Raw genomic sequence first — 26,908 nt, forward strand, 5'->3', positions numbered from 1 at the left:
TACTTTTTGATAAAAGTAACCAAATAATCTGAATATAATTTTTAACTAAATATTATTTGGGTGATTTTTTAAATCTTTCTACACCTTCTTTTAGCCAATTGTAATAGGTATCTCTGTCTGTATATTGTTGTGCTTTATGCAAAATCTTTAAATCAGGGCTCATTAAAACGTAATAAGGTTGCGAAGCTGTTTTAAAATTGACAGTTTGAAAAGTTGCCCATTTATCACCAACCGTTTCTATTTTTTTTAGGTTTCCGTTTTTCTTTATAAAGTTAAATTGCGCACCTTTTGGCAATTCTTTTCTATCATCAACATATAAAGAAATAAGCACATAATCTTCGTTGATAATCGTAAAGATGTCGTTTTCTACCCAAACATTTTCTTCCATCTTTCTGCAATTCACACAAGCCCAACCTGTAAAATCTAATAAGATTGGTTTGTTGTTTTCTTTTGCATATTGCAATCCTTCATCAAAATCTTTAAAACAATTTAACCCTAACGGGCAATCGGTGTCTTTTTCGTAAACACTATAAAATTGTGGAGGCGGAAAGCCACTTAACAAACGCAAATCCCATGTAGGGTTTTTCATAGTGCCTGGAATTAAATACACCACAAAAGCAATTATTAAAACTCCAAAAGAAACTCTAGAAAAACTTATTTTTTTTATTTTAGCATCGTGCGGAAATTTAATTTTAGCAAATAAATACAAGGCTAATCCAACAAAAATTATAATCCAAATTCCGATAAATATTTCTCGTTTTAAAAGCCCCCAATGCTCAACCAAATCAGCATTTGATAAGAATTTAAAAGCAAAAGCCAATTCTAGAAATCCTAAAACAACTTTTGTAGTATTTAGCCATCCGCCAGATTTTGGCAACGAATTTAACCAACCTGGAAATAATGCAAATAATGCAAAAGGCAAGGCTAAAGCCAATCCAAATCCGCTCATTCCTGCGGTTAATTGCATGGCACCGCCATCCGAAGTTAACGATCCTGCTAATAAAGAACCTAAAATGGGGCCGGTACAAGAAAAGGAAACAATTGCTAATGTAAGTGCCATAAAAAAGATTCCAATAATTCCGCCAATTCCAGAAGCAGAGTCTAATTTATTTCCCCAAGAAGAAGGTAATGTTAGTTCGTAATAGCCAAAAAACGAAAATGCAAAAAAGGTTAAAATGGCAAAAAAGAAAATATTCAGCCAAACATTGGTTGAGATATTATTTAAAATTTCTGGATCTAAACTGTCTAAGAAATGAAAAGGAATACTTAGTAAAATGTAAATAATTACAATAAAGAATCCATATAAAATGGCATTGCTAATTCCTTTTTTCTTGTTTTTTGATTGCTTGGTAAAAAATGAAACGGTTAATGGAATCATAGGGAAAACACAAGGTGTTAAAAGTGCTAATAATCCGCCAGCAAAGCCTAATAAGAAAATATTTAGCAAGCTTGAGTTTTCATCAGAATTTGATTCGTTTTCATTTTTTAAAATCTCTGTATTTTTTAAGTCTAATTGTAATTTAGCACTCAATAATTTGCTTTTTTTGTCTAAAACAACCTTCTCTTTTATGGAGGCTTTCCCTTTCAATGTAAATGTAAAATCTTCGTCTATTTGAATACAAACGCCATTAATTTCTTTACAAACCTGTCCGGTTAAATTTAAACTTATTTCATTAGTTGTTGTGTTGTTTAAAAAAATGCGTTGCTTTAAAACAGCAGTGTTTTCAAAGTAAGATTCGTGTACTTCAAAAATGTCACTAAACTTTTTTATGGTGTCACTTTCTACTGCTTTACCAACCAGTTTAAAATCAGCAATTTCATTGCCTTTTGTAATAATTATTGGTAAAGACCCACCTTCTTCTGTAAATTGAGAATACAAATGCCATCCAGGAATAATGTCGGCAGATAAAATTAAATTGTATTCTGTTTCACTAATTTTTTCAAACGAAGAAGACCACGTTACAGGTGTTTCTGTTTGCGCATTTACAATGCTAGAAAAACTAAAAAAAAGGGCGAATAATAGCAGTAATTTCTTCATTTATTAGTTGGGTAAATTTTTATTTTTTAGGCTTAATTACAATTTCATATTGATCTGCTTTGTGTAAAACTTTTTTAGCAAATCGTTGTATGTCTTTTTTAGTGATTGATGTAACAATGTTTTCAAAGTTTTTAGGATCATTCATATTGTACCCTTCATTTTCATAATTCATTAACAAACTCATTTCAAAACGATTGTAGTTTTTTTGTTCTTTTCTATCTTTCAAGTAATTTGTGAGTGCTTTATCTAAATCTACTTGTTGGATGTTTCCTTTTGCTATTTTTTTAATTTCTTTGTGTACAATAGCCACCAAAGCTTCTACTTTTTCCGGATTACAATCAAAGCCAACGGTAATTGTTGCTTGTTGTTTTGGTCTTTTAGTTACGCTTGCAAAAGCACTTGCTCCATAAGTACCTCCTTCTTGTTCTCTTAATGTTTCTGTAAAACGAAGTTGTAAAATATCTCCAACTGCTTTAGCAATTAAAGAATTTTTTAAACTGTATTTGTAGTCGTTTTTATAAGAAACTCTAACGGTGCTTTTAGCATCTTCCATTTTTAAGTAAATATCTTTGTCAATATTTTTACTTATCCATGGAGTAGAATTGTCATTCCATTCTTCTCTTGCTTCATTTTTAGTTGGAATGCTAGCAATGTATTTTTCTAATAATGGTTTTAAAATAGCTGGTTGAACATCACCAATAATAAAAAAAGTAAAGTCTGCTGCATTATTAAATCGTGCTTTGTAAATAGATTGTACTTTCTCAAAAGAGATCTCTTTAACAAGCGATTTGTTAAACAATCTATGTTTAGGATTGTTTTTTCCGTACAAAGTAACTGTAATACTATCGCTAATTTTTTGAGAGATATTTTTACTTCTACTCACAATAAAATTATCTAAATTATTCATCAAAACTTTAAATCCATTTTCATCAAAACGGGGCTTTACAAAACGTAAGTAGACCATTTGCAATAAAGTTTCTACATCTTTTGTAGATGATGAACCGCTTACACTTTCAGATAAATTTGACAAACGAATAAATGTATTTGCATTTTTACCAGCAAGTACTTTTTGTAAATCTGTTGCAGAATAATCTCCTAATCCAGAAAATTGTACTACACTACTCATTAACGTTGCCGAAGGTAAATCTTTGTCTTTAACTAAAGATAATCCTCCATAACTAGTTGCATTTAATTGTACTTTGTTTTTGTTTTTATCAACAAATTTGTAATGTACATTAATACCGTTACTTAGTGTAAAAGTTGTAGAACCAATAGCATTGTTTTTTTCTTCTTTTACAATACTTCCTTTTTGAATATTTAACCCTGAGATAAGAGTTTTCCCACTAAACCCATCAGCATATGGCGTTAAAGTTGCATCGTTTTCTGAAGCATTTATAGTTGCTTCTACTTGAGGTTTTGTTAAATTATTTTCAGTCTCAACACCAGTAACTGTTATGTATCTGTTGTTTTTTGTATATAGTTCTAGAAGCGCTTGATGTACTTCTTTTGGGTTTAAATTTTTTAGAATATCTTTTACAAGATCAAATTCTTTTTCGACGTCTATGATGGTTTTATTCTCTAAATAATCTTGCTGAATAGTTCTTGCAATTTGTCCATGAGAAACATCTTTTTTTCTTTTGATTTGATTTTCATAAGAATTTACGATTTGTTTTAAATTTCTTGAAATTTCTTCATTTGTAAAACCAAATTTTACTGCTCTATTAATCTCGTCAAACACCGTTTTTAAAGCCTCGTTTTGTTTATTTGGTTTTGGAGTAATATTGGCAGAAAATGCATTTGATGATTTAGAAAAACTACCATAACTAATTCCAGCACCTAAAAAAGGAGCATCTGGTTTTTGAGAAATTTCTCTAATCCTTGCTGATAACATAGATGTTACCATGTTATTTAATGTCGCTTCTTTTAAACCTTCAACAGTTTCCTCTTTTAAAGATTTTGGATGTCTTATACCAAAACTAATTCTAGAAGTAGTAACTTCTTTGTCTGTTGCTAAAGAATATCCTAATTCTGTGTTTTCTGGGATGTTAACAATAAATCGTTTTTTAGGATTCTTAACTGCAGGAATTTTTGAAAATAATTTAATAATCTTTTTCTCTATTTCTGCAACATCAACATCACCAACTACAGCAATAGCTTGTAAATCTGTTCTGTACCAGTCATGATAAAAATCACGTAAAGCTTTGTATTTAAAATGATCAACAACATCCATTGAACCAATAGGTAAACGATGAGCGTATATAGTATTGTTAAACATGGCTCCAAGATTTTGCTTCAAAACTCTCATTCCTCCACTTTGGCGTGTTCTCCATTCTTCTTTGATAACACCTCTTTCTGCATCAATTTCTGTATCTGTAAGCAGTAAATAATTAGACCAATCGTTTAAGATTAACAAACCAGTATCTATAAGTTCTGGAGTTGTCGGTACGTTGTTAATGTTATAAACTGTTTCGTCAAAAGAGGTGTATGCATTGATGTCTCTACCAAAAATTAGTCCTTTTTTTTCTAAGGTGTTTAAAATTCCTTTTCCTTTAAAATGTTTTGTTCCGTTAAACGCCATGTGTTCCAGAAAATGGGCTAATCCTTGTTGATTGTCGTTCTCTAAAATTGAGCCTACATTTTGTATGATATAAAAACTAGCTACATTCTTGGTAACACTTGTTTTTTTAATATAGTAAGTCATTCCGTTTGCCAAAACTCCTTTTTTATAAGAAGCATCTTTTGGTAATGGATTGTTTAAATGGATTTCTTGAGCAACTGTAATAGCGCTAATAAATAGTAGTGTTACGAGTGTAAATTGATTGAGTATCTGTTTCATAGCTTTTGTTTTTTTAAGCAATTTTTATAATTTAATTATATTTTTAATTCGTTAAGTAAATCAACTAATTTATCATCAGAAGGTCTTGGTGCATTTGGAACCACAATATTACCTTTTGGGTCTAATAAGATGAATTTAGGAATTCCTTTTACATAATAATCTGCTACAAATTTTGATTTCCAAACGTTATCTGCAAATAACTGAATTCCCCCTAATTTTTTATCTTTAATCATGTCTTTCCATTTTTGATGATCTTTTTTGTCATCAATAGAAATGCTTAAAAATTGAATATTTTTTCCATGATATTTCTTTTCAATCTTTTTTAAAGAAGGAATTTCTGCCAAACAAGGTCCACACCAAGTAGCCCAAATATCTATGTACGTGTATTTCCCTTTTAAATCATCTAAAGAAGTTGTGCCTCCAGCATTATTTTCATAATCAATAAACTTAGGAGAAGCTGCACCTTTTACTAGATTTTTTAAAACGCTGTATTTTTTTTCAATATCTGCGTTGTTCTTTTCGTTGGTAGTTCCAACAGCTTTATACGCTTTGTAAAACCCTTCAACATTATTGGTGTATGTAATAGGGTACTGTACAGCATTAAATGCTAAGTTGTTTTTTATAGCTTGACTTTTTATGTCTTTACAAATTTTTAACATTGCCAAACTATTGTATTCATCATCTCCTTCAATTTTTAAGTCTTTTGCTTTGTTTTTATAATGAGCAGTAACTAATGACTTATAATTTGCTGAAAAGATAAAATCTTCTTCATTATCATAGGCAATATCATTTAAATCGGTTAAAAATTCTTCTGACGGAATATAATCAGGTTTTTTTGCATAATAAGAATGATACGATTTAAATCTATTCAATTTTTCTAAATAAGAATAGTTGATATTTCTTTTTTCTTTCGTTTTAAAATTAGCCGAAACCTCTTTTGACTTTGCTAACAAGTTTTCTTGACGAGCTTTAATTTCTTTCATTACTTTTTTGTAATCAGCTTCGTCTTTTGTGTAAATTTCTGTTCCTTTTCCCATTAAATTTGATGAGATGTCTTCTTTTGCAAGAAGATAATTGCTAATTCCAGAACCTTTACCACTAATAATTAAAGAGTTTTTGTGCTCTTTCGCATTGTAATTAACTTTAATATTATTGCCTTTGTTTAGATAGAGTGTTGTTCTGTTTCTAGCTTCAGAAAGTAGAAATTCGCCAGTTTTTTTAATAGTGTCATTAAAAGAGCCATCATCTGCCAAAGTAATTGTTTGCCTAGTAGACCTGTCTGTTATTCCGAAAAGAGTTATTTCTTTTACAGTTGAATTAGATATTTTACCTGAAATAATTGCGTAATCTGCTGTTTCTTTTTTACAAGAAGTTATTGCAAGTATTGCAATAAGAAATCCTATTTTTTTCATGAAGTGTACTTGTTTAAATGTAGATACATAATAAGTTTATAAATGTACAAAAATTCACTAATACTTAGTTTTTTGAAGTACATAAAAACAAATTATTTTTTAACTTTAACTTTTTAGATTTTTGCTATTTCAACAAAATTTTTAAGATTTTCTTAGTGTTATTATTTGTGATAAACCTGTTGTCTTGTCGTTTTTCTACAATCCAAATAATATCATTGTTAGAGCATAACAGCCAAGTGTTTTCTTTGTCGATTAACGAGAGTTTCTCATCTTTAAAGTATTTAGAAATTTTCTTTTTTCCTTGCATTCCTTTCGGATAAAAAAAGTCTCCATGTTGCCATCTTCTGAGAACTAATGGGAAAATAATTTTTTCTAAATCCACAAAAATTGCAGTCTTACTTTCTGAAGTTTTTTTTACAATTTTTTCAAAGGTTAAGTGTATCGGGACTGTAATTTCTAAAGTGTTTTCTGCAATTTGATATGCTGTATTTTTGTCTGTCTTTTTTATTTCTGATAATAATAAAAAACCCCTGTCCTTTAACAAGCGATGTGTTTTAGAAACCACTTCTTTACCAGATTGTGCAGTAAGTAAATGAGTTACATCGTTCCATTCGGTAAACCCAAATTCTTTTAACAATTGATAAGCATATGCTTTCGAATTTGTAGTTTCTAGAAGTTGTGCAATATCAAATTTTAGATTTCCAGTTTCAGTTTTTTTAACTACTTTTTTTTTAAAATCAGCAATTGAAGCATCAATAATTTGTTGACTTTCTTGTAAATGTTCAGTTGTTTTTTGAAAACTTTCTAATAAGGTTGGATTGATTTCTTTTAAAATCGGAACAATTTGATGTCGAATTTTATTCCGAAGATATTTATTAGAAGCATTGCTTTTATCTTCTCTCCAATTGATACTATTTTCTGTTGCGTACGTTTCAATTTCATCACGAGAAAAAATTAAAAACGGACGTACAATAGTATTATTTATTTCTGGAATTCCAGTGAACCCTTCTAAACCAGTTCCGCGTGTTAAATTGATGAGAAAAGTTTCTAAATTATCATCTGCATGATGCGCAGTAATCACAAAATCAAAAAGATGCGTTTTGGTTAATTCTTGAAACCAATCATACCGTAAATTCCGTGCAGCAACTTGTGTTGAGAGCTGATTTTTTGTTGCGTATTTTTCCGTTTCAAAACTTATAGAAAAGGTTTTTAAGTCTAATCTTTTTCCTAATTCTTTTACAAATTCTTCGTCTTTGCCACTTTCTTCTCCTCGTAAATGAAAGTTGCAATGTGCTAAAGAAATATCAAAATTTAATTGGTAAAATAGGTGTGTTAATACAACACTATCAACTCCGCCAGAAATGGCAATCAATAGTTTTTTTCCTTTTAAAAAAGAAAATTTTTGATGGATATGTTGTTGTAATTTTCCTACCATTTGTTTGTAAAACTACTCTATTTTGTTGACTTTTTAATAGCTTGATAAAAAACTTGTTGCACTTTTGGTCTGATATTTAAATTATAAATATTTCTATGATTTCTGTTTGGATACACTCTGTTTGATAAAAAAATAAAAACCAAATCGTTGGTTGGATCAGCCCAAACAAAAGTCCCAGTAAATCCAGAATGCCCAAAACTTTCTGCACTAACTTCTGGCGCTGGATACGCTTCACTAATCGACAAGGTATCATTGCCAATTAACGGTTTGTCAAAACCCAATCCACGGCGATTGTCATTTTCTGGAAACTGTATTTTTGTAAATTCTTGTAAGGTGCTTTTAGAAATGTATTGTTTGTAATTATAATGTCCGTAATTGGAATACATTTGCATCATTTTTGCCAAATCTAATGCGCTTCCAAATAAACCCGCGTTTCCAGAAATTCCGCCCATTAAAGCTGCATTTTCATCATGAACCCAATTTTTTGTTAAGTCGTGTCTAAACAGCGAGTCTATTTCAGTCGGAATGATATTGTTTGTAAAATTCTTTGTTTTTGGCGTGAATCCCAAAGTAGTTGCACCCAGTGGTTTATAAAAATTTTCTTGTAAATAATCTGTGTAATTCTCGCCAGTGATGTTAGAAATAATTTTTGGAAATAATAAAAAAGCCAATCCAGAATACTTGTATTTTTTGACGTTAGAAACTTTAGATCTGTTGATTTGGCGATACATTTTGTTTTTAAATCGATCTTTTACAAAAATGTTGTCATACGCCTGACTTGTAAACCTCTTTTTAGAAGTTGATTTTACAAATCGAGATTTGAATGATTTGTTTTTCTTTAAAACATCCTTCAAAAAAACGATGTACGGATTTAATCCTGCTTGATGCGCTAATACCTCTCTAACAGTTAAGTTTTTTTTGTCGCTTCTTCCTTTCCAAGGTTTCCAGTAGTTGCTAAACGGAACATCTAAATCTATTTTCCCTTCGTCGTACAATTTCATAATTGCGGGCAACGGGCCTAAAATTTTAGTTACAGAAGCAATGTCGTACAAATCATTTAATGCTACTTTTTGAACGCTGTCGTATGTTTGAAATCCGTAGGCTTTATGAAAAATGATTTTATGATTTTTTGCAACCAAAATTTGTGCTCCAGGAAAGGCTTGTTTTTGGATGGCATCTGTAATAATTGAATCTACTTTTTGATATATAAAAACCGAATCCATACCAACTTCAGACGGATTTCCATAGGTTAGTTTTTGAGCATTCAAAGAAAAACTCAACACAAAGAAACTTAAAAGAAGAATTTTTCTGATCAACATTATTTCGACGCTTTTTTATTTTTTAACATCCAAACGTGAATCATTTTTTTTAAAGAAACTTCTGGCTTTGGCAACGGAATTGTTCTGCCAAATTGCTTGCTTCGATTAAATTTAGAATAGGCAATTTTATGATACTTCCAATCATCTGGAAACAGTTCTATAAACTTATTAAAAACATCTTGAACTTGGTATGTTTCTTCAAAAGTTGCAATTGTTTTGCTGAATTTTTCGTCTTGGTTGATAATCATTATTTATATCTATTTAAAATCTCAATTTCTGTTCTTGTTTTGTTTTTTCTTATTAAAGAATAAGTTGCAATTCCAATTATTAAAATATATAAAAGAACAACTTTTACAACTCCAAGTAGTCCAATAGAGAAAATCAATAACAAAAGTCCAGCTTGCCCAATTAATTCAAATTCAACACCGTTTTCAATTAGGATGGCATAATATAAAGACCATAAAAAGATAGCAGTTGTAAACAGAATAGCAAATATTTGAGGTTTTGCATATTGAAATATTGATGGTGTTCTTTTGGAGTAGTTCATATTAGGAACGACTTCTTTTAAATAATTAAAGACTTCATTTTTTACTTCAAGCTTTTTTAAAACGAATTCTTCTTCAGAAGCGTCACCAAAATATATTTTAATAAAATTTTTAACCTCTTGATTTTCAATTCTTTTTATGTAGGAGAAAGGTATGCTAAATAGCTCGTTTGGAATTTTATCGTTATCTATTTGTTTTGAAAAATGACTTAACTCATTGTTTTTAATTTTTCCTTTATAAATAGTGTTATCATTTATTACTATAACATCAATATTCTTGTGGTTGGTAATTTTCCAAAACTTAATCATAATTATTTAGAATTAGTTAGCGCATATTTCATGGCTTTGGCTTTTAATAAACATTCTTCGTATTCTTTTTCTGGAGTAGATTTTGCTGTAATTGCGCCACCAACAGAAAAGGAAATATACTTGTTTTCTTCGTTGTATAAAATGCTTCTAATCACTACATTAAAATCAAAATCACCATTCGGAGTAAAATAACCAACAGCACCAGAATACAATCCGCGTTTGGTTTCTTCTTGCGTTTCAATAATTTTCATTGCAGAAACTTTTGGCGCACCAGTCATGCTTCCCATCGGAAACGTTTCTCTAATAATATCAACAGAATGCGTTGTGTTTTCTACTTCAGAAACTACTGTAGAAACTAATTGATGTACTTGCTTAAAAGAATAAACTTTACACAATTCTTCAACTTTTACAGAACCTTTTATCGCCGTTTTTGATAAGTCATTTCTTACCAAATCTACAATCATAATATTTTCTGAACGTTCTTTTTCGTCTCTTGCCAATTCAAAAGCAATTTGATCATCATCCACTTTGCTAATCAATCTTTTTGCGGTTCCTTTTATCGGTTGAGAAATTACTTTTGATCCTTCTCTTTTAAGATATCTTTCTGGCGATGCCGACAATAAAAACTGATGGTCGCACTTTAAAAAAGTAGCAAAAGGTGGTTCAGAAATTGCATTTAAATGATGGTACACTTCTAAAGGATGTATCGTTGCGTTTTCTGCATAAAACTCTTGGCAAAAATTGGCTTCGTAAATGTCTCCTCTGTTGATATGATTTAAAATAGTAGTAACTTTTTGATAATATTCGTCTTTAGAAATTCTCAACTTGACTTTTATTTCTTTGGATGATTTGTCAGGTTGAGCGGAGTCGAAACCTAAAGAAACTTTGTTTATCTCTTCAAAATCGGTATCAATTTCATCATCAATCATTTTTAAATAAGAGAATTTGATGGTGTTTCCTTTGATAAAAATAATCCGTTGAGGCTGAAAAAAATACAAGTCGGCAAAATGCAATCCATCAAAATTCTTAGAAGAAAGTCTTTCTACATCGTTTTTTAAATCGTAACTCAAATATCCAAACAAATAATCGTTTGTAATAGACTGATATTCTTTCAATTTATCAAAAGAATTGGTGTAATCTGTTTTGATGGAGGTAAATTCATCCACAGCCAACACGGCATCAAAAGAAGAGTACTTCTGATTGTATTGATTAGAATCTAACCAAGTAATGGCATCATATTGTTGCGCCCAAATCAAGATTTTTGATTTAAATTCATCAATAGATTCAACAGTAAACGTTTTTTGTACTCTTTGCATGCAACTGCAAAAATACAAATCTTCCCATTGAGTGCTTCAATTTATTTTGCAATTATATTCTTAAAAAGTAGTACTTTACGACTTTCAAAAATTATACAATGGTTTCATTAAGTACTCTTGATTATATTTTAATTATTTCCTTTTTTGTAATTACTTTATTTATTGGAATTTATGTTTCAAAAAAATCCGGTAAAAACTCCACCGAATATTTTTTATCAGGAAGAACAATGCCTTGGTGGTTATTGGGTTTGTCGATGGTTGCAACAACATTTTCTACTGATACACCAAACTTTGTAACCAATGTTGTTCGTGTAAACGGAGTTTCTGGAAACTGGTCTTGGTGGGCATTTTTAATTACGGGTTTATTAACTGTTTTTGTCTATGCAAAATTATGGCGTAAGTCGAATGTGAAAACAGATTTAGAGTTTTATGAAATTCGTTATGGAGGAAAACCAGCAAAGTTTTTAAGAAAGTTTAGAGCCATTTATTTAGGTGTAATTTTTAATGTGATTACAATGTCTGCGGTAACATTAGCAGCCATAAAAATAGGCGGAATTATGTTGGGTTTAGAGCCTTGGCAAACGGTTATTAGCGCCGGATTAATAACTGCTATTTTTAGCGTTGTTGGCGGATTTAAAGGCGTTGTTTATACGGATTTTATTTTATTTTTTGTTGCAATGGCAGGTGCTATCGGAGCAGCCTATTACTTGGTAAATATTCCTGAAGTTGGTGGTATTGAAGCATTGTTAGCAAATGAGAATGTTGCTGATAAATTATCCATTCTACCGGATTTTAATAATACAGAAGCACTCATTACACTATTAATAATTCCGTTAGCTGTGCAATGGTGGAGTTCTTGGTATCCAGGGGCAGAGCCTGGGGGTGGCGGATATATAGCACAACGAATGTTGGCGGCGAAAGACGAAAATCATGCAATTGGAGCAACCTTCTTTTTTAATATTATGCATTATGCATTACGTCCTTGGCCGTGGATTCTTGTTGCGTTGGCTTCTCTTGTAGTTTTTCCAGATTTGGCAAGTATTCATCAAGCTTTTCCTAATATTCCTGCAGATAAATTAGGACATGATTTAGCATACTCTGCCATGTTGACAAAATTACCAAGCGGGTTATTAGGTGTTGTTTTAGCGTCTTTAATTGCTGCGTATATGAGTACCATTTCAACGCAGTTAAATTGGGGTTCGTCTTATATTGTATTTGATTTTTATAAACAACAAATCAATCCAAATGCATCAGAAAAAAAACTAGTTGCAGTGGGTAGAATATCTACAGTATTGTTAATGGTTATAAGTGCAATAATGGCATTATTGATGCAAGATGCATTGCAACTTTTTAACCTATTATTAGTTTTTGGTGCTGGTACAGGGTTAATTTTTATTCTTCGATGGTTTTGGTGGCGTATCAATGCGTGGAGCGAAATATCAGCAATGTTTGCTTCTGGTATTGTTTCATTAATCTTAACAATTCCTACGATAGATTCTTATTTGTTTGATGCTGAAAGCGGAATACTCCCAGCTTGGGCAAAGTTTTTAATTGTTGTTGGAGTTACTAGTGCTGTTTGGCTAATCTCAATGTTGTTAACCAAACCTGAAAGCGATGAAGTTCTACAAAATTTTTACAAGAAAACACAACCGGGAGGGCCAGGATGGAAATCTGTTATTGCAACTGCAAAAGAAAATAATATCACATTGGTAGATGAAAATGAAAAAGGATGGAGTGTTCCATCTGGTATAATTGCGATGCTATTAGGTTGTGTGCTTATTTATAGCATTATGTTCAGTACAGGATATTGGATTTATGGAGAAACTACCTTGGCAATTAGTACTACTATTTCTGCAATTGTTTCTGGATATTTATTAACCAAGACTTGGAAAAAAATAAAAGCGACCGTTCTTTAATATTCAAACCCTATCAAGGTATAAAAACAAAAAAAGCAACTCAATTGAGTTGCTTTTTATATGTTTAAAATGCTAACTAAGCATTTAATGGTTTTCCGTCCCAAGCAGTTTTTGCAGCTTCTTTTATTGCTTCAGAATAGGTTGGATGACCATGACAAATTCTAGCTAAATCTTCTGCGGATGCTCTAAATTCCATTGCAACCGCAGCTTCCATAATTAAATCTGCAGCTCTTGCTCCAACAATATGAACTCCTAAAATTTCATCCGTAGTTTTATCAGCTAATATTTTTACAAACCCATCCAAGTCTCCACTTGCTCTAGATCTTCCTAAAGCGCGCATTGAGAATTTTCCTACTTTGTAATCTACACCAGCAGTTTTTAATTCGTCTTCTGTTTTACCAACTGCGGCAACTTCTGGCCAAGTATACACAACACCAGGAATTAAATTATAATCGATATGTGGTTTTTGTCCCGCTAAATATTCAGCAACAACAACGCCTTCTTCTTCTGCTTTATGCGCTAACATAGCACCTTGAACAACATCGCCAATGGCATAAATGTTTGAAATATTTGTTTGTAGATGATCGTTTACTTCAACTTGATTTCTCTTATTTAATTGTACGCCAGCATTTTCTAAACCTAAACCTTCAGTATATGGTTTTCGTCCAACAGCAACTAAACAATAATCGCCTTTAAACTCAATTTCTCTGTCTTTTTTATCTGTAGCTTTTACAAGTACTTCATTGCCATTTCTCTCAACAGAAGTCACTCCGTGACTCACAGCAAATTTGATTCCTTGTTTTTTTAGCACCTTTTGCAACTCTTTAGAAACATCAGCATCCATGGTTGGTGTGATCTTATCTGCATATTCAACTACGGTAACTTCTGCTCCTAGACGTTTATAAACTGATCCTAATTCCAAACCAATAACACCACCGCCAATTACAACTAGGTGCTCAGGAATTTCATTTAATTTTAAGGCTTCCGTAGAAGTAATAATTCGCTCTTTATCTAAAGTGATAAAAGGTAATGTAGTAGGTTTTGAACCAGTTGCAATAATAATATTTGTTCCTTCAATCGTTGCTGAAGAACCATCATTTTTTGCGATTTTCACATGAGTTGCATCCACAAAAGAACCCAATCCTTCAAAAACATCCACATTGTTTTTATCCATTAAATATTTGATTCCACCAGTAGTTGTTTCAACAATTCCGGCTTTACGATCAATCATTTTTTTAAAGTTGATTTTTGGTGGACTAATAACAATTCCGTGATCATCAAAATGCTTAGATGCATCATAAAAATGATGCGAAGAATCTAACAGCGCTTTTGAAGGAATACATCCAACATTTGTACAAGTACCTCCTAAGGTTGAATATTTTTCAATAATTGCAACTTTTTTACCTAATTGAGAAGCTCTGATTGCAGCGATATATCCTCCAGGACCAGAACCAATAACGATGATGTCGTATTTCATTTTTAATGTAATTTTGGAGTACAAAAGTAAACATTATTGTTTAAAAACGATAGATTTCAGAAGAATTACTATCTTTAAATCCTTAAATATTTTAGAGATGAAAATTTTAAAAAAAATAGGCAGGACATTGTTATTCATTTTGATAGTTGTTCAGTTTTTTAGCCCAGAAAAAAACGAAGGAGATGTAACTTCTTTAACAACTTTTGTAGAGGAGACAAATCCGCCAGATGAAGTGCATAAAATAATGAAAACATCTTGCTTTGATTGTCATTCAAATTCTACTCGGTATCCTTGGTATAGCAATATAACTCCAGTTAATTACTGGATGGCAGATCATGTTAAAGAAGGTAAAAAGGAACTCAATTTTTCTAAATGGGGCAATTATTCTTTGAAGCGTAAAGAGCATAAAATGAAAGAGTTTTATGAACAAGTTGAAAAGAAAGAAATGCCATTAGATTCTTATACTTGGACACATTCTGACGCAAATTTAACGGATGCTCAAATCAAAATAATTGTAGATTGGGCAAAAGGAGTTCAGTCTAATTATGCAGCACAACTAAAAGCAAACTAATTGATTCATCAATCTGTTTTAATCATTGGGGCTGTTTGGGTTGAGCCAAATTCTTCGGCAGCAGGAAGTAGAATGCTACAATTAATTGAGTTGTTTTTAAAGCAAAACTTTACCATTACATTTGCAACAACGACACAAAAAACAGCCAAAGCATTTGATTTAAAATCGATTGATGTAAATGAAGTTTCTATTGAATTAAATTCATCGACTTTTGATGATTTCGTGAAAGAGTTAAATCCAACAATTGTTGTTTTTGATCGCTTTATGATAGAGGAGCAATTTGGTTGGCGAGTAGCAGAAAATTGCCCAAATGCAATCAGAATTTTAGACACAGAAGATTTACATTGTTTGCGAAAAGTTAGAGAGGAGTCCATAAAAAAACAAGAGAATTTTACAATTGAAAAATTAGTAACTTCTGATATTGCTAAACGAGAAATCGCAGCAATTTTACGGTGTGATTTGTCTTTAATCATTTCTACTTTTGAAATGGAATTGCTAGAAACTATTTTTAAAATTGAGAAGCAAATTTTACATCACATCCCTTTTTTGTTACATAGAATTGAGGAAAATGATGTGGAAAAATGGAAGCCTTTTCAAGAGAGAAGTCATTTTACAATTATCGGTAATTTTTTACACGCCCCAAATGTTGATGCCGTTTTATTGCTAAAAAACACGATTTGGAAACAGATAAGAAAACAACTCCCAAAAGCAGAATTACATATTTATGGAGCTTATGCAACGCAGCAAATTTTGCAATTACACAATGTGCAAGAAGGATTTTTAGTAAAAGGCTACACAACAAATCCGAAAGAAATTGTAAACAACTGTAAAGTCGTTTTAGCACCGTTGCGTTTTGGCGCAGGAATAAAAGGTAAACTAACAGAAGCAATGTTGTGTGGTCCGCCAAGTGTAACAACAAGTATTGGCGCAGAAGGAATGCACGATGATTTACCTTGGAATGGTTTTGTAGAAGATGATTTTATCCTTTTTGCAGAAAAAGCGGTTGCATTATATACTGATGAAAACTTGTGGAACCGATCTCAGAAAAATGGAATTCAAATCATTAATCAATTGTATGATAAAGAAAAAATTAGTGGGCAATTTATAAATCGGTTAGTATTGCTTCAAAAAAATATTGTACATCATAGAATTCAAAATTTCATGGGAAGTTTAGTACAACATCAAACATTACAAAGCACAAAGTACATGAGTAAATGGATTGAAGAAAAAAACAAAAATTAATTTACAAAGCAAATTTCACACCTATAAAGAGACTTCTTTTAATATTAAGGGAGGTGCTAAATCTTGTGGTTAAATCTTTTCTGTCAATGGCTTGATACAGAAGAGAGAGTCGTATTTTATCAGTGATAGGGTAGGTAGTTTCAAAATCCATGCTTAACCCCATAAAAGAAGATTCCTCTATTGAATAGTTAATCCCAATAAAACTGCCCTTTCCTCTTAAAATGATACCATGATTTATATATGCTCCAAAATTAAATTTTTTTAAAAAGGGAAATCGTGTAACATAACCAAATCCAATAAAAAAACGATGAAATGTAGAGCTATTTAAATCTGAATATTCAATCCCAATATAAAAAGGAAAGCTACTTTTTTTAGTTTCAAAAGCTTTTAATTCAAGTCGGATTAATAGATCTGGGGTAAAAGAGTCATTACCTATATTGTCACCAAACAACAATAATCTTATGTCTTGATGAACAGATAAGCTCATTGAGGATTCTTGACTAGTACTCGGGAGAAAATAAAATAAACAAAAAAAGAGTACTAACACTTTCACTTAATAAATAGTTTTTTAATATTCAGGTTAATAGTTAGAGAGATAAAAACTTGAAAGTTATTTTTATTACAAGGTACTATTTTATTTTGTAAAAGCGCAAAATCGTAAAAGTAATATTATGAGTGATTTAAGCCTCGTTTTTAAAAAATATATTAAAAAAGTAATAGCATATGGGCGGATAATTTCGCGATACTTTTTTAGTAAAAGCTCAATAACCTTGAATAAGGACAGTATTTGGGTTTACTAAATCACCAATTGGATCAATAATATCTTTCGGATAATTTTGTTCTCCCTATTTTTTTTAAAAATAGAGATAAATTATATTTTCAGCCATTATTATATTTAGTTTTTCGAAGAGCAACCTCATTTAAAATACGTGATTCTGATGTTAATTTGAAATGCAGAAAAAGGACTTTTAAATTTATGTAAACATTATTTATTGACGTTGTATACTCAGTAAGAAATATTACTAAAATTGCCTTTATTTACTTTTAATCTAAACTTAAAGTTGAGACAAGTAAAATTTTAATTATTAATTAAACCTGCACGTTTTAGTAATGCGTCTGGTTTTGGTTCTTGCCCTCGAAAGCGTTTGTACAATTCCATGGGTTTTTCTGTTCCGCCTTTTGATAAGACATTTTCTTTAAATTTTGTCGCAACCTCTTTGTTAAAAATTCCTTTTTCTAAGAAATATTCAAAAGCATCTGCATCCAATACTTCAGCCCATTTGTAGGAATAATATCCTGCAGAATATCCGCCTTGAAAAATATGAGAAAACGCGGTGCTCATACAGTTTTCTGCAATATCAGGATATAATTTTGTGTCAGAAAAAGCGTCTGTTTCAAATTCTTTTATACTTTTTATTTCTGATGGATTTTCAGAATGCCATTTCATATCTAATATCCCAAAACTTAATTGACGAAGTGTTTGCATTCCTTCATGAAAACTTGCCGATTCTTTAATTTTTGTTATATATTCCATCGGAATTACTTCTCCAGTTTCATAATGTTTGGCAAAAATTTCCAAGGCTTCCTTTTCGTAACACCAATTCTCTAAAACTTGACTAGGTAATTCCACAAAATCCCAAGAAACTGAAGTTCCAGACAAGCTATTATACGTTGTGTTTGCCAGTATTCCGTGCAAAGCGTGACCAAATTCGTGAAACAAGGTTGTCACTTCGTTAAAAGTTAATAATGACGGTTTTGTTGCGGTAGGTTTGGTAAAATTACACACGATTGAAACGTGTGGTCTTTCATTAATTCCGTTTTTAATTTGTTGCGGTTTGTAAGAAGTCATCCATGCGCCATTTCGTTTTCCTTTTCTCGGATGAAAATCTGCATAAAAAACAGCGATAAAATTTCCTTTAGTGTCTGTTACATTGTATGTTTTAACATCGTCGTGATAGATGTCAATATTAAAAACTTCTTCAAAATGTAAATCGTACAAACGATTTGCAACTTCAAAAACACCATTAATTACATTTTCTAATTTAAAATACGGTTTTAAGATTTCTTGATCTAAATTGAAGCGTTCTTTCTTTAGTTTTTCTGCATAATAAGCGCCGTCCCATTTTTGTAATTGATCAATTCCGGCTAGTTTTTTTGCATATGCTTCTAATTCTTCAAATTCTTTTTGAGCAGCAGGTTTTGCTTTGGCTAATAAATCATTTGAAAAAGAAATTACTTTTTCTGGAGTTTCAGCCATGCGTTCTTCCAATACAAAATGTGCATGCGTTTTATAACCGAGTAAATTTGCTCGTTGATGACGCAATTTTACAATGTTTAAAACAATCTCTTCATTATTAAATTTGTTATCTTGAAAGGCTTTTTTACCAGCAGCAATTGTTATTTTTTTTCGTAATTCGCGATTGTCTGCATAGGTCATAAAAGGAATATAACTCGGGTAATCCAAGGTGAAAATCCAGCCCTTCTTTTCGTTTTCTTTTGCAAGTTGATGTGCTGCTTCTTTTACGCTTTCTGGCAAACCAGCAACTTCATATTCTTTTGTTAAATGCATTTGAAAAGCATTGGTTTCTGCTAAGACATTTTCTCCAAACTGCAACGATAATTTTGATAGTTCAGTATCAATTTTACGCAGTTCAGATTTTTTTTCTTCTGATAAATTTGCGCCATTTCTAGCAAAACCTTTGTATTGTTTTTCTAACAACATGTGTTGTTCTACAGATAAATTTAAGTTTTCTTTTTGATCAAAAACAAATTTTACTCGTTCAAATAATTCCTTGTTTAGCTTGATGTCATTAGAGAAATCACTTAGCCAAGGAGATATTTCTTGTGCTATTTTCTGAATTTCATCATTGGTTTCAGCCGAATTTAAATTGAAGAAAATACTGGTAATTCTTCCTAGTTTTTCACCAGTAAAATCCAACGCAACTGTAGTGTTTTCAAAAGTTGGTTCGTTTTGATTCTGAACAATTTCATCGATTTCTTTTTTTGCAATTTCAATGGCTTTTTTAATTGCAGGTTTGTAATCTTTGTTTGAAATTTTTGAAAAAGGTGCAGTATTAAAATGGTGTAAAAGTGGATTCATTTTGTAATTTGTTGGAGTTAATGTCACCTCGAGCGGAGTCGAGAGGTTTAAGATCTCGACTCCGCTCGACCAGACAAAAAAAGGAGTGTTTTATTTTTTTACTCTTTTAGAAGCTTGTTCAACTTTTAGTTTTAAACCTTCTTTGTAAGCAATAACCTTATCTAACACGCATTTATCAGAAACACCAATAATTTGTGCAGCTAAAATTCCTGCATTTTTTGCGCCGTCTAAGGCAACAGTGGCAACTGGAACTCCGCCAGGCATTTGTAAGATGGATAAAATAGAGTCCCAACCGTCAATAGAATTTCTGCTTTTTACAGGAACGCCAATTACAGGTAACGGGCTCATAGAAGCAACCATTCCTGGTAAATGTGCAGCGCCGCCAGCACCAGCAATGATCACTTTTATTCCGCGTAAATGTGCATTTTTAGAATAGTCAACTAATTTTTCTGGAGTTCTGTGCGCAGATACAATATCTACTTCAATTTGAATGTTAAAACTTTCTAAAATATCGATTGCTTCTTGCATGATTGGAAGATCTGAATCGCTTCCCATTATAATTCCTACCATAATCTTATCAATTATCAATAATCAGTTATCAATGACATCTGATTATTGTTTACTGTTAATTGTTTTTGCTAATTACTCTAATTGTTTCTTTTACTTTTTGAGCCGTTTTTCTTGCGTTGTCAATATTGGTGTCAACAATAGTTACGTGTCCCATTTTACGAAAAGGCTTTGTTGTTTTTTTTCCGTAAATATGCGGAGTAACGCCATTAATTTGTAACACTTTTTCAATGTTTTCGTAAATAACATCACCAGAAAAACCTTCTTCACCCACCAAATTTACCATAATTCCGGCAACTTTGCTATCGGTATTTCCTAAAGGAAGATTTAAAACCGTTCTAAGGTGTTGTTCAAACTGATTTGTATAAGAAGCTTCAATCGAATAATGCCCAGAATTATGTGTTCTTGGCGCCACTTCATTGATTAAAATTTCATCATTTTCTGTTTGAAACATTTCCACAGCCAATAAGCCAACATGTTTAAAAGATGCTGCAACTTTTAAAGCGATTTCTCTTGCTTTTTTTGCGACTTTTTCATCAATTCTTGCAGGACAAATTACATATTCAACTTGATTGGCTTCTGGATGAAATTCCATTTCTACCACAGGATATGTTTTTACGTCTCCATCAGCATTTCTTGCAACAATTACTGCCAATTCATTTTTAAACGGAATCAATTGTTCAATAATACAATCGGTATCTGCTAAATTCTGAATATCGTTTTTTGTACGAACTACTTTTACGCCAGTTCCGTCGTATCCAAATTGTGCAGATTTCCATACAAAAGGAATTTGAAATTTGTTGCCTTCAAAAGCAGCAATTAATTCGTTTTTTGTTGCAAATCGTTGATGAGGTGAAGTTGGAATCTTATTTTCAACAAAAAAATCTTTTTGTTTTCCTTTGTGCTGAATAATTTCTATCACAGAAGGTTGCGGATAAATTTTCAATCCTTCTTTTTCCAATTGATACAAAGCATCAATATTTACATGTTCAATTTCTATGGTTAAAACATCCACCAGTTTTCCGAAGTTATAAACAGCATCAAAATCTAATAAATTTCCTACATGAAATTCGTTGCAAATTTGTGCACAAGGCGCTTCTGGTGAAGCGTCTAAAATTGCGGTGTAAATATCGTATTTTTGAGTTTCGGCAAGTAACATTCTCCCTAATTGCCCGCCGCCTAAAACGCCTAATTTAAAATCGGAAGAAAAATAATTTTTCACTATATAAATGTGTTGTGTATTGTTCCTGCAAAAATAACAATCTATTTGATTTAGAACTACTAAAAGTTCGTGATTCGTAAAACAGTCCCATTTAAATTGGTTACTAAATATTCTCTGGCAGAATACGTGATTCCAGCCGTTAATGGAGCACCGTTTAAGATGTTAAACTCACTGTCATCACATAGGCATTTCATTCTTAATCCATTTTCTACAACCATTTGAGAACAAGCACTTGGCTGAATATGCGGAGCAGTACGTTCAAAAGCTTTGAATTGTGTTCCGTTGATATTATATATAATGATGCCTTTAATTCCGCCACTTCCATAAGCCCAATTTCCAGGAACATTTAAGTCTATAAATTCTGGCAAACTTAAATCTATCGTTTCATTAATTTGAACGTACGGTAATATGTCGTTGTTTTGAAAACTTGATGAACAATGACTAAAAACTAGAATGGCTATGAAAGCAAAAAAGATTTTTTTCATTGATAAATGTTTGTGTGATATTAAAACGATGGCAAGTTACAAATATTTTGTACATTTGTAACTGAATCTCATTCTGATAAAACGGTAATGAGATTTTGTATTTTAAAACTATACGATTATGAGTGAAGTATCATATTATACGCCAGAAGGACTTAAAAAGTTAAAAGAAGAATTAGAGCATTTAGAACATGTAGAGCGTCCAAGAGTTACGCAAGAAATTGCTGATGCACGCGATAAAGGAGATTTAAGTGAAAATGCAGAATATCATGCAGCAAAAGAAGAGCAATCTCATTTAGAATTTAAGATTGCGAAATTAAAGAATGTGGTTTCTAATGCAAGAATTATTGATGAATCTCAATTAGACACGTCAAAAATATTGATACATTCTGTAGTGAAAATCAAAAATACTGCCAATAAAATGGAATTTACCTATACCTTGGTTGCAGATTCTGAATCTGATGTTAGAAACGGAAAACTATCTGTGAATTCTCCCATCGGAAAAGGTTTGTTAGGAAAAGTAGTTGGTGAAATTGCAGAAATTCAAGTTCCAAACGGAATCATGAAGTTTGAAATTATAGAGATTTCTAGATAATATTTATCAAAATAATTTTAAAAACCTTGTCAATTTGATGAGGTTTTTTTTACTAAAAAACAATAGAGGATATGTTTGTCCTTTATAAAAAAATGAATATCTTTGTAACATAAAAAAGAATAAATGTTTTCAAAATCTTGCGAATATGGTTTAAGAGCAGTGCTATTTATAGCACAAAGTTCTCTTTCTAACACAAAAGTTAGCTTGGTAGAAATTGCGCAAGAAATAGATTCTCCTTCTGCATTTACAGCAAAAATATTACAACAATTATCAAAAGCAAACATTATAGCATCTACCAAAGGTCCAACTGGCGGATTTCTAATTGCCAAAGAAAATTTAAAAAAGCAAACCTTGGCAGGTGTTGTTGCCGTTTTAGATGGCGATAAAGTGTATACCGGTTGTGGTTTGGGTTTAAAACAATGTGATGATCAGTTTCCTTGTCCTGTTCATGATCAGTTTGTAAAAGTGCGAACAGAATTAAAAACAATGTTAGAAAACACTAATTTATACGATTTAGCTATTGGAATTGACAATGGAATTACGTGGTTAAAAAGAGCTTAAAAAAAAATTAAAATAATAAAGGATAAAAATGTCTTAAATAATAAATTATGAAATTACAAGCAGACACATTAGTAAGCGATATTGTTGCAGAGAATTACAATGCCGCAGCCGTTTTTAGCAAATATAAAATAGATTTTTGCTGCAATGGTAACAGAAGTTTAGCAACTGTTACAGAAAAAAAAGGAATCAGTTTAGACGAAGTTTTAGAAGATTTAGAAAATCAATTAAAAACCAAAGAAGATCAATCTAGTTTATATCAAAATTGGGGAATCGATTTTTTATCTGATTATGTTGTAGAAACGCATCATGCGTATGTAGAAAAAAGCATTCCGGCGATTAAACAATATGTAGCTAAAATTAGCAAGGTTCATGGCGAGAGACATCCAGAATTATTTGAAATCAGAGATTTGTTTTTTGGTTCTGCCGATGAGTTGACAAAGCACATGAAAAAAGAGGAATTAATTTTATTTCCGTTTTTTAAGAAATTAGCAAAACTAAAAAAAGAAGGAGGAGTTTATCAAAAACCAAATTTTGGAACGGTAGAAAACCCAATTGCAATGATGCATCACGAACACGATGTAGAAGGAGAACGGTTTAGAAGAATTGCAGAATTAACAAATAATTATACGCCACCTTCGGATGGATGTACCACGTATAAAGTTGCATTTTCTATGTTAAAAGAATTTGAGGAAGATTTACATAAACACATTCATTTAGAAAATAATATCTTGTTTAAAAGAGGAATTAAATTAGAACAAGAATTATCGAATTAAAAAAACACCTCTAAATATTTGAGAAAGCAGTAACAATCCCTAATTGTGTTACTGCTTTTTTTTATCTTTGAGATTCATTGACCAATTGCTGAATTATGAGTAGTATTTTCACAAAGATTATCAACCAAGAAATTCCGTCGTATAAAATAGCAGAAGACGATTATTTTTATGCGTTTTTAGATATCAATCCAAATGCAAAAGGGCACACATTGGTAATTCCTAAAAAAGAAGTGGACAAACTTTTTGATTTAGATGCTGAAACGTATTTAGGTTTAATGCAGTTTGCACAAAAAGTTGCCAAAGCCTTAGAAAAAACAATTCCTTGTAATAGAATTGGAATGTCTGTAGTTGGGTTGGAAGTTCCGCACGCACACGTACATTTAATTCCGATTAATAGAGTTTCAGATATTAATTTTACGAGTAAAAAATTAAAGATGCAGCACGAAGATTTTGTAAAACTTGCTGATGAAATTGCTAAAAACATTTAAGATGAAAAAATGGATGAAAGTAGGACTGCTTTGGGGATTATTTATGTTTGTAATTATGACATTTGTATGGCCGGCAATAGTTGGTGATGAAATTTCTTTAAAAAGAATTTTAATTGCAATTCCGATTTGGATACTTGGAGGAATTATTTTTGGATATACGATGCGAAAAAATTATAAAGAAGAAAAAAAATAATTTACTTTTTTAATAAAATCTGAATACTTGTTCCTTTATTAATTTCAGATTTTTTTACGAATATTTTTCCGTGGTGATATTCGTCAACAATACGTTTAGAAAGTGATAAACCTAAACCCCAACCACGTTTTTTTGTCGTAAAACCAGGTTTAAATATTTGTTTAAACTGCGATTTCGGAATTCCTTTTCCGGTGTCAGAAACGGTAATTTGAATCCATTTGTCTTTTTCTGAAATAGAAATGGTAATTTTTCCTTTTCCTTTCATTGCGTCAATAGCATTTTTAATCAAATTTTCAATTACCCAACCAAAAAGTTCAATATTAATAGTAGAAAAGAGGTGTTCAAATTTAGGATTGAAATCAAAAAGGACTTGTTTTGAACTTCTGCTTTTTAAATAATCAACAGCAGTTTTGGTAACCATTACAATATTATGTTGTTGTAGTTCTGGTTTAGATCCAATTTTAGAAAAACGGTTTGCAATCGTATTTAACCGATCAATATCTTTTTCCATTTCTGAAATATGCTTTTGGTTTATGTTTTCTAACTTTAAGAGTTCTATCCAACCCAATAAAGAAGATAATGGCGTGCCAATTTGATGCGCAGTTTCTTTTGCCATTCCTGTCCAAAGTCTATTTTGTTCTGCAATTTTATTAGAAGAAAACAACATGTAAATCACCGTTAAAAACAATAGCAAAATTAAAATTAATGCAATCGGATAATAAGTAAGCTTGTCTAATAAATCAGAATCTCGATAATACACATACTCGGTGATGTCCAAATATTTTATTTCTATCGGTTTATTTTGACTTTTCATAATCTCTAATTGAGATTGTAAATATTTAGGGTTACTTGTTTTTGTAGAATCTAAATTTCGCCAAGAATTAATAGTCCCATCTTTATTTACTTGAATTGATGGAATATTTGTGATGTTTTCAAAAATCTTTGTTTCTAAATTAACACTTGCATCTAAATCGGTATTCGTTGCTAATTCTTTAATTGCAGAAGCTAAAATTTCCATTTTAGCACGTTCTTCTTGCTTAAATTTTTGAAAGAAAATATACGTGTTCCAAAGAATTAAAGAAACAATAACAAATAAGACAAATATGACTATTCGTTTGGTTAGCACAGTATTTTTAAAAAAGCTCATCTATTACAAATATAATCTATATTATAACATAACCCATTTTATAAAATGATAGTATATTTACAGTATTAAAAAAGATAAAAATGATTTCTATAGATCCAAAAGAAATAGCAACAGGTAAATTACACGGATATTTATTAGGTGCAATTGCACCAAGACCCATTGCCTTTGCAAGTACAATTGATGCAGATGGAAATCCGAATTTATCGCCGTTTAGTTTTTTTAATGTGTTTAGTGCAAATCCGCCAATTTTAATTTTTTCTCCAGCTCGTAGAGTCCGAGGGAATACGACAAAGCATACTTTAGAGAATGCGATGGAAACAAAAGAAGTTGTTATAAATGTAGTAAATTATGATATTGTTCAACAAATGTCATTGAGTAGTACAGAATATGCAAAAGGCGTAAACGAATTTGAAAAAGCAGGTTTTACGATGTTAAAATCGGATGTTGTAAAGCCATTTCGAGTTGCAGAATCTCCAGTGCAGTTTGAATGTAAAATAAATGAAATTATCCATTTAGGAAAAGAAGGTGGCGCTGGAAATTTAATTATTTGCGAAGTGGTAAAATTACATATTGATGAAGCTATTTTGGATGAAAACGGAGCCATTGATCAACATAAAATTGATTTGGTTGCAAGAGCTGGCGGAAGTTATTATTCGAGAGCCAAAGAAGGTTTTTTCGAAATTCCAAAACCAATTTCTACGTTGGGAATTGGAGTAGATGCAATTCCGATAGAAATTAGAGAAAGTACCATTTTAACAGGAAATAATTTTGGTGTTTTAGGAAACGTAGAACAAATGCCAACTCAAGAAAATGTTGATAACTTTGCAAAAGTCAATCCACAATTTATTGGGTTAGAAACCACAAAAAAACATACATTTGCCAAAGCCTTTTTAGAAAAAAACGATGTAGAAAGTGCATGGAAAGTACTTTTAATAAAATAAAATAAGACATGGAAGTAATTGGAAAAATCAAATTAATTAACGAAGAACAAACTTTTGGAACTAGCGGATTTAGAAAACGCGAACTAGTTGTAACAACAGATGAGCAATATCCACAGATGATAATGATTGAGTTTGTACAAGATAAATGTGATTTATTAAACAGCTATAAAGTTGGACAAGATGTAAAAGTTTCTATCAACTTACGTGGTAGAGAATGGATCAATCCAGAAGGAGTTGCAAAATATTTTAACGCGATACAAGGTTGGAGAATCGAGGCAATGCAAGCTGCAGCGCCACAAGATTTACCTCCAGTAGATCAATTTCAACCAGCTGATAATACAACTTCTGCAGAGCCAGACGATTTACCTTTTTAGGAAAACCATTACAATTTTTAAAAGCAACCAAATTTGGTTGCTTTTTTATT

Annotated in this window: 25 protein-coding genes; 10 read left to right on the plus strand and 15 right to left on the minus strand. The window is 31.3% G+C overall.

Features of this window, described 5'->3' with window-relative positions; genetic code table 11:
• Positions 1–52: 52 nt before the first annotated feature.
• From KCTC32516_RS05535 to KCTC32516_RS05570, 8 genes are all read right to left on the minus strand, one after another.
• Positions 53–2,038, minus strand: a complete 1,986-nt coding sequence (locus tag KCTC32516_RS05535; protein WP_301402573.1) for a protein-disulfide reductase DsbD family protein — start codon at positions 2,036–2,038, stop codon at positions 53–55.
• A gap of 19 nt (positions 2,039–2,057) precedes the next feature.
• A complete protein-coding gene (locus KCTC32516_RS05540; protein WP_301402575.1) occupies positions 2,058–4,874 on the minus strand; it encodes a M16 family metallopeptidase in 2,817 nt (938 codons plus the stop codon).
• A 35-nt stretch (positions 4,875–4,909) separates the two neighbouring features.
• Positions 4,910–6,286, minus strand: coding sequence for a TlpA family protein disulfide reductase (locus KCTC32516_RS05545; protein ID WP_301402577.1), 1,377 nt, complete (start codon positions 6,284–6,286; stop codon positions 4,910–4,912).
• Positions 6,287–6,410: 124 nt separating this feature from the next.
• Entirely contained in the window at positions 6,411–7,721 is a 1,311-nt protein-coding gene (tilS, locus tag KCTC32516_RS05550) for a tRNA lysidine(34) synthetase TilS (protein ID WP_301402578.1), read from the minus strand.
• Positions 7,722–7,738: 17 nt separating this feature from the next.
• Positions 7,739–9,040: a serine hydrolase domain-containing protein gene (locus tag KCTC32516_RS05555; RefSeq protein WP_301402580.1), complete on the minus strand. Its 1,302-nt coding sequence runs from the start codon at positions 9,038–9,040 to the stop codon at positions 7,739–7,741.
• The gene (locus KCTC32516_RS05560) at positions 9,040–9,288 is read right to left on the minus strand and encodes a hypothetical protein (protein ID WP_301402581.1); all 249 of its coding nucleotides are present in this window, start codon (positions 9,286–9,288) and stop codon (positions 9,040–9,042) included. The genes KCTC32516_RS05555 and KCTC32516_RS05560 overlap by 1 nt, the downstream gene beginning before the upstream one ends.
• Positions 9,288–9,893 (minus strand): hypothetical protein, encoded by a 606-nt coding sequence (locus KCTC32516_RS05565; protein WP_301402582.1) that lies wholly within the window; start codon positions 9,891–9,893, stop codon positions 9,288–9,290. The genes KCTC32516_RS05560 and KCTC32516_RS05565 overlap by 1 nt, the downstream gene beginning before the upstream one ends.
• 2 nt (positions 9,894–9,895) lie before the next feature.
• Positions 9,896–11,209, minus strand: a complete 1,314-nt coding sequence (locus KCTC32516_RS05570; RefSeq protein WP_301402583.1) for an anthranilate synthase component I family protein — start codon at positions 11,207–11,209, stop codon at positions 9,896–9,898.
• 98 nt (positions 11,210–11,307) lie between these two features.
• Between KCTC32516_RS05570 and KCTC32516_RS05575 the strand changes: the two genes are divergently transcribed.
• Positions 11,308–13,125, plus strand: coding sequence for a sodium:solute symporter family protein (locus KCTC32516_RS05575; protein WP_301402584.1), 1,818 nt, complete (start codon positions 11,308–11,310; stop codon positions 13,123–13,125).
• 76 nt (positions 13,126–13,201) lie between these two features.
• Here the strand turns inward: KCTC32516_RS05575 and lpdA are convergent, their stop codons facing one another.
• Positions 13,202–14,602 carry a dihydrolipoyl dehydrogenase gene (lpdA, locus tag KCTC32516_RS05580; RefSeq protein ID WP_301402585.1) on the minus strand — a complete coding sequence of 467 codons (1,401 nt, stop codon included), beginning with the start codon at positions 14,600–14,602 and terminating at the stop codon, positions 13,202–13,204.
• 97 nt (positions 14,603–14,699) lie between these two features.
• Between lpdA and KCTC32516_RS05585 the strand changes: the two genes are divergently transcribed.
• Both KCTC32516_RS05585 and KCTC32516_RS05590 read left to right on the plus strand, forming a co-directional pair.
• Positions 14,700–15,173: a heme-binding domain-containing protein gene (locus tag KCTC32516_RS05585; protein ID WP_301402586.1), complete on the plus strand. Its 474-nt coding sequence runs from the start codon at positions 14,700–14,702 to the stop codon at positions 15,171–15,173.
• A complete protein-coding gene (locus tag KCTC32516_RS05590) occupies positions 15,174–16,415 on the plus strand; it encodes a glycosyltransferase family 4 protein (protein WP_436410107.1) in 1,242 nt (413 codons plus the stop codon).
• A gap of 1 nt (position 16,416) precedes the next feature.
• Here KCTC32516_RS05590 and KCTC32516_RS05595 read toward each other — a convergent pair whose 3' ends face one another.
• From KCTC32516_RS05595 to KCTC32516_RS05615, 5 genes are all read right to left on the minus strand, one after another.
• A complete protein-coding gene (locus KCTC32516_RS05595; protein WP_301402587.1) occupies positions 16,417–16,902 on the minus strand; it encodes a hypothetical protein in 486 nt (161 codons plus the stop codon).
• 591 nt (positions 16,903–17,493) lie between these two features.
• The gene (locus tag KCTC32516_RS05600; RefSeq protein ID WP_301402588.1) at positions 17,494–19,515 is read right to left on the minus strand and encodes a M3 family metallopeptidase; all 2,022 of its coding nucleotides are present in this window, start codon (positions 19,513–19,515) and stop codon (positions 17,494–17,496) included.
• A 90-nt stretch (positions 19,516–19,605) separates the two neighbouring features.
• Positions 19,606–20,085: a 5-(carboxyamino)imidazole ribonucleotide mutase gene (gene purE, locus KCTC32516_RS05605; protein WP_301402589.1), complete on the minus strand. Its 480-nt coding sequence runs from the start codon at positions 20,083–20,085 to the stop codon at positions 19,606–19,608.
• A 55-nt stretch (positions 20,086–20,140) separates the two neighbouring features.
• Positions 20,141–21,304 carry a 5-(carboxyamino)imidazole ribonucleotide synthase gene (locus KCTC32516_RS05610; RefSeq protein ID WP_301402591.1) on the minus strand — a complete coding sequence of 388 codons (1,164 nt, stop codon included), beginning with the start codon at positions 21,302–21,304 and terminating at the stop codon, positions 20,141–20,143.
• Positions 21,305–21,363: 59 nt separating this feature from the next.
• Positions 21,364–21,789 (minus strand): hypothetical protein, encoded by a 426-nt coding sequence (locus KCTC32516_RS05615; protein ID WP_301402592.1) that lies wholly within the window; start codon positions 21,787–21,789, stop codon positions 21,364–21,366.
• Between the two features lie 118 nt (positions 21,790–21,907).
• Here KCTC32516_RS05615 and greA point away from each other — a divergent pair, with 118 nt between their 5' ends.
• The 5 genes from greA (at position 21,908) to KCTC32516_RS05640 (ending at position 24,396) form a co-directional block, all read left to right on the plus strand.
• Complete coding sequence (gene greA / locus KCTC32516_RS05620; protein WP_301402594.1) at positions 21,908–22,381, plus strand: transcription elongation factor GreA; 474 nt, start codon at positions 21,908–21,910, stop codon at positions 22,379–22,381.
• A 123-nt stretch (positions 22,382–22,504) separates the two neighbouring features.
• Positions 22,505–22,942 carry an RrF2 family transcriptional regulator gene (locus KCTC32516_RS05625; RefSeq protein ID WP_301402595.1) on the plus strand — a complete coding sequence of 146 codons (438 nt, stop codon included), beginning with the start codon at positions 22,505–22,507 and terminating at the stop codon, positions 22,940–22,942.
• 47 nt (positions 22,943–22,989) lie between these two features.
• Positions 22,990–23,715 (plus strand): iron-sulfur cluster repair di-iron protein, encoded by a 726-nt coding sequence (ric, locus tag KCTC32516_RS05630; RefSeq protein ID WP_301402596.1) that lies wholly within the window; start codon positions 22,990–22,992, stop codon positions 23,713–23,715.
• 95 nt (positions 23,716–23,810) lie between these two features.
• On the plus strand, positions 23,811–24,203 hold the full coding sequence (locus KCTC32516_RS05635; protein ID WP_301402598.1) for an HIT family protein: 393 nt from the start codon (positions 23,811–23,813) through the stop codon (positions 24,201–24,203).
• A 1-nt stretch (position 24,204) separates the two neighbouring features.
• Positions 24,205–24,396 carry a hypothetical protein gene (locus tag KCTC32516_RS05640; protein ID WP_301402599.1) on the plus strand — a complete coding sequence of 64 codons (192 nt, stop codon included), beginning with the start codon at positions 24,205–24,207 and terminating at the stop codon, positions 24,394–24,396.
• Position 24,397: 1 nt separating this feature from the next.
• On the opposite strand, the gene KCTC32516_RS05645 is transcribed toward KCTC32516_RS05640, so the two are convergent.
• The gene (locus tag KCTC32516_RS05645) at positions 24,398–25,543 is read right to left on the minus strand and encodes a sensor histidine kinase (RefSeq protein WP_301402601.1); all 1,146 of its coding nucleotides are present in this window, start codon (positions 25,541–25,543) and stop codon (positions 24,398–24,400) included.
• An 80-nt stretch (positions 25,544–25,623) separates the two neighbouring features.
• Here KCTC32516_RS05645 and KCTC32516_RS05650 point away from each other — a divergent pair, with 80 nt between their 5' ends.
• Together KCTC32516_RS05650 and KCTC32516_RS05655 are read left to right on the plus strand one after the other, a co-directional pair.
• The gene (locus tag KCTC32516_RS05650; protein ID WP_301402602.1) at positions 25,624–26,484 is read left to right on the plus strand and encodes a flavin reductase family protein; all 861 of its coding nucleotides are present in this window, start codon (positions 25,624–25,626) and stop codon (positions 26,482–26,484) included.
• Positions 26,485–26,492: 8 nt separating this feature from the next.
• Positions 26,493–26,858, plus strand: a complete 366-nt coding sequence (locus tag KCTC32516_RS05655) for a DUF3127 domain-containing protein (protein WP_301402603.1) — start codon at positions 26,493–26,495, stop codon at positions 26,856–26,858.
• Positions 26,859–26,908 lie beyond the last annotated feature (50 nt).

This window comes from Polaribacter huanghezhanensis, assembly GCF_030444335.1.
Lineage (GTDB): Bacteria > Bacteroidota > Bacteroidia > Flavobacteriales > Flavobacteriaceae > Polaribacter > Polaribacter huanghezhanensis.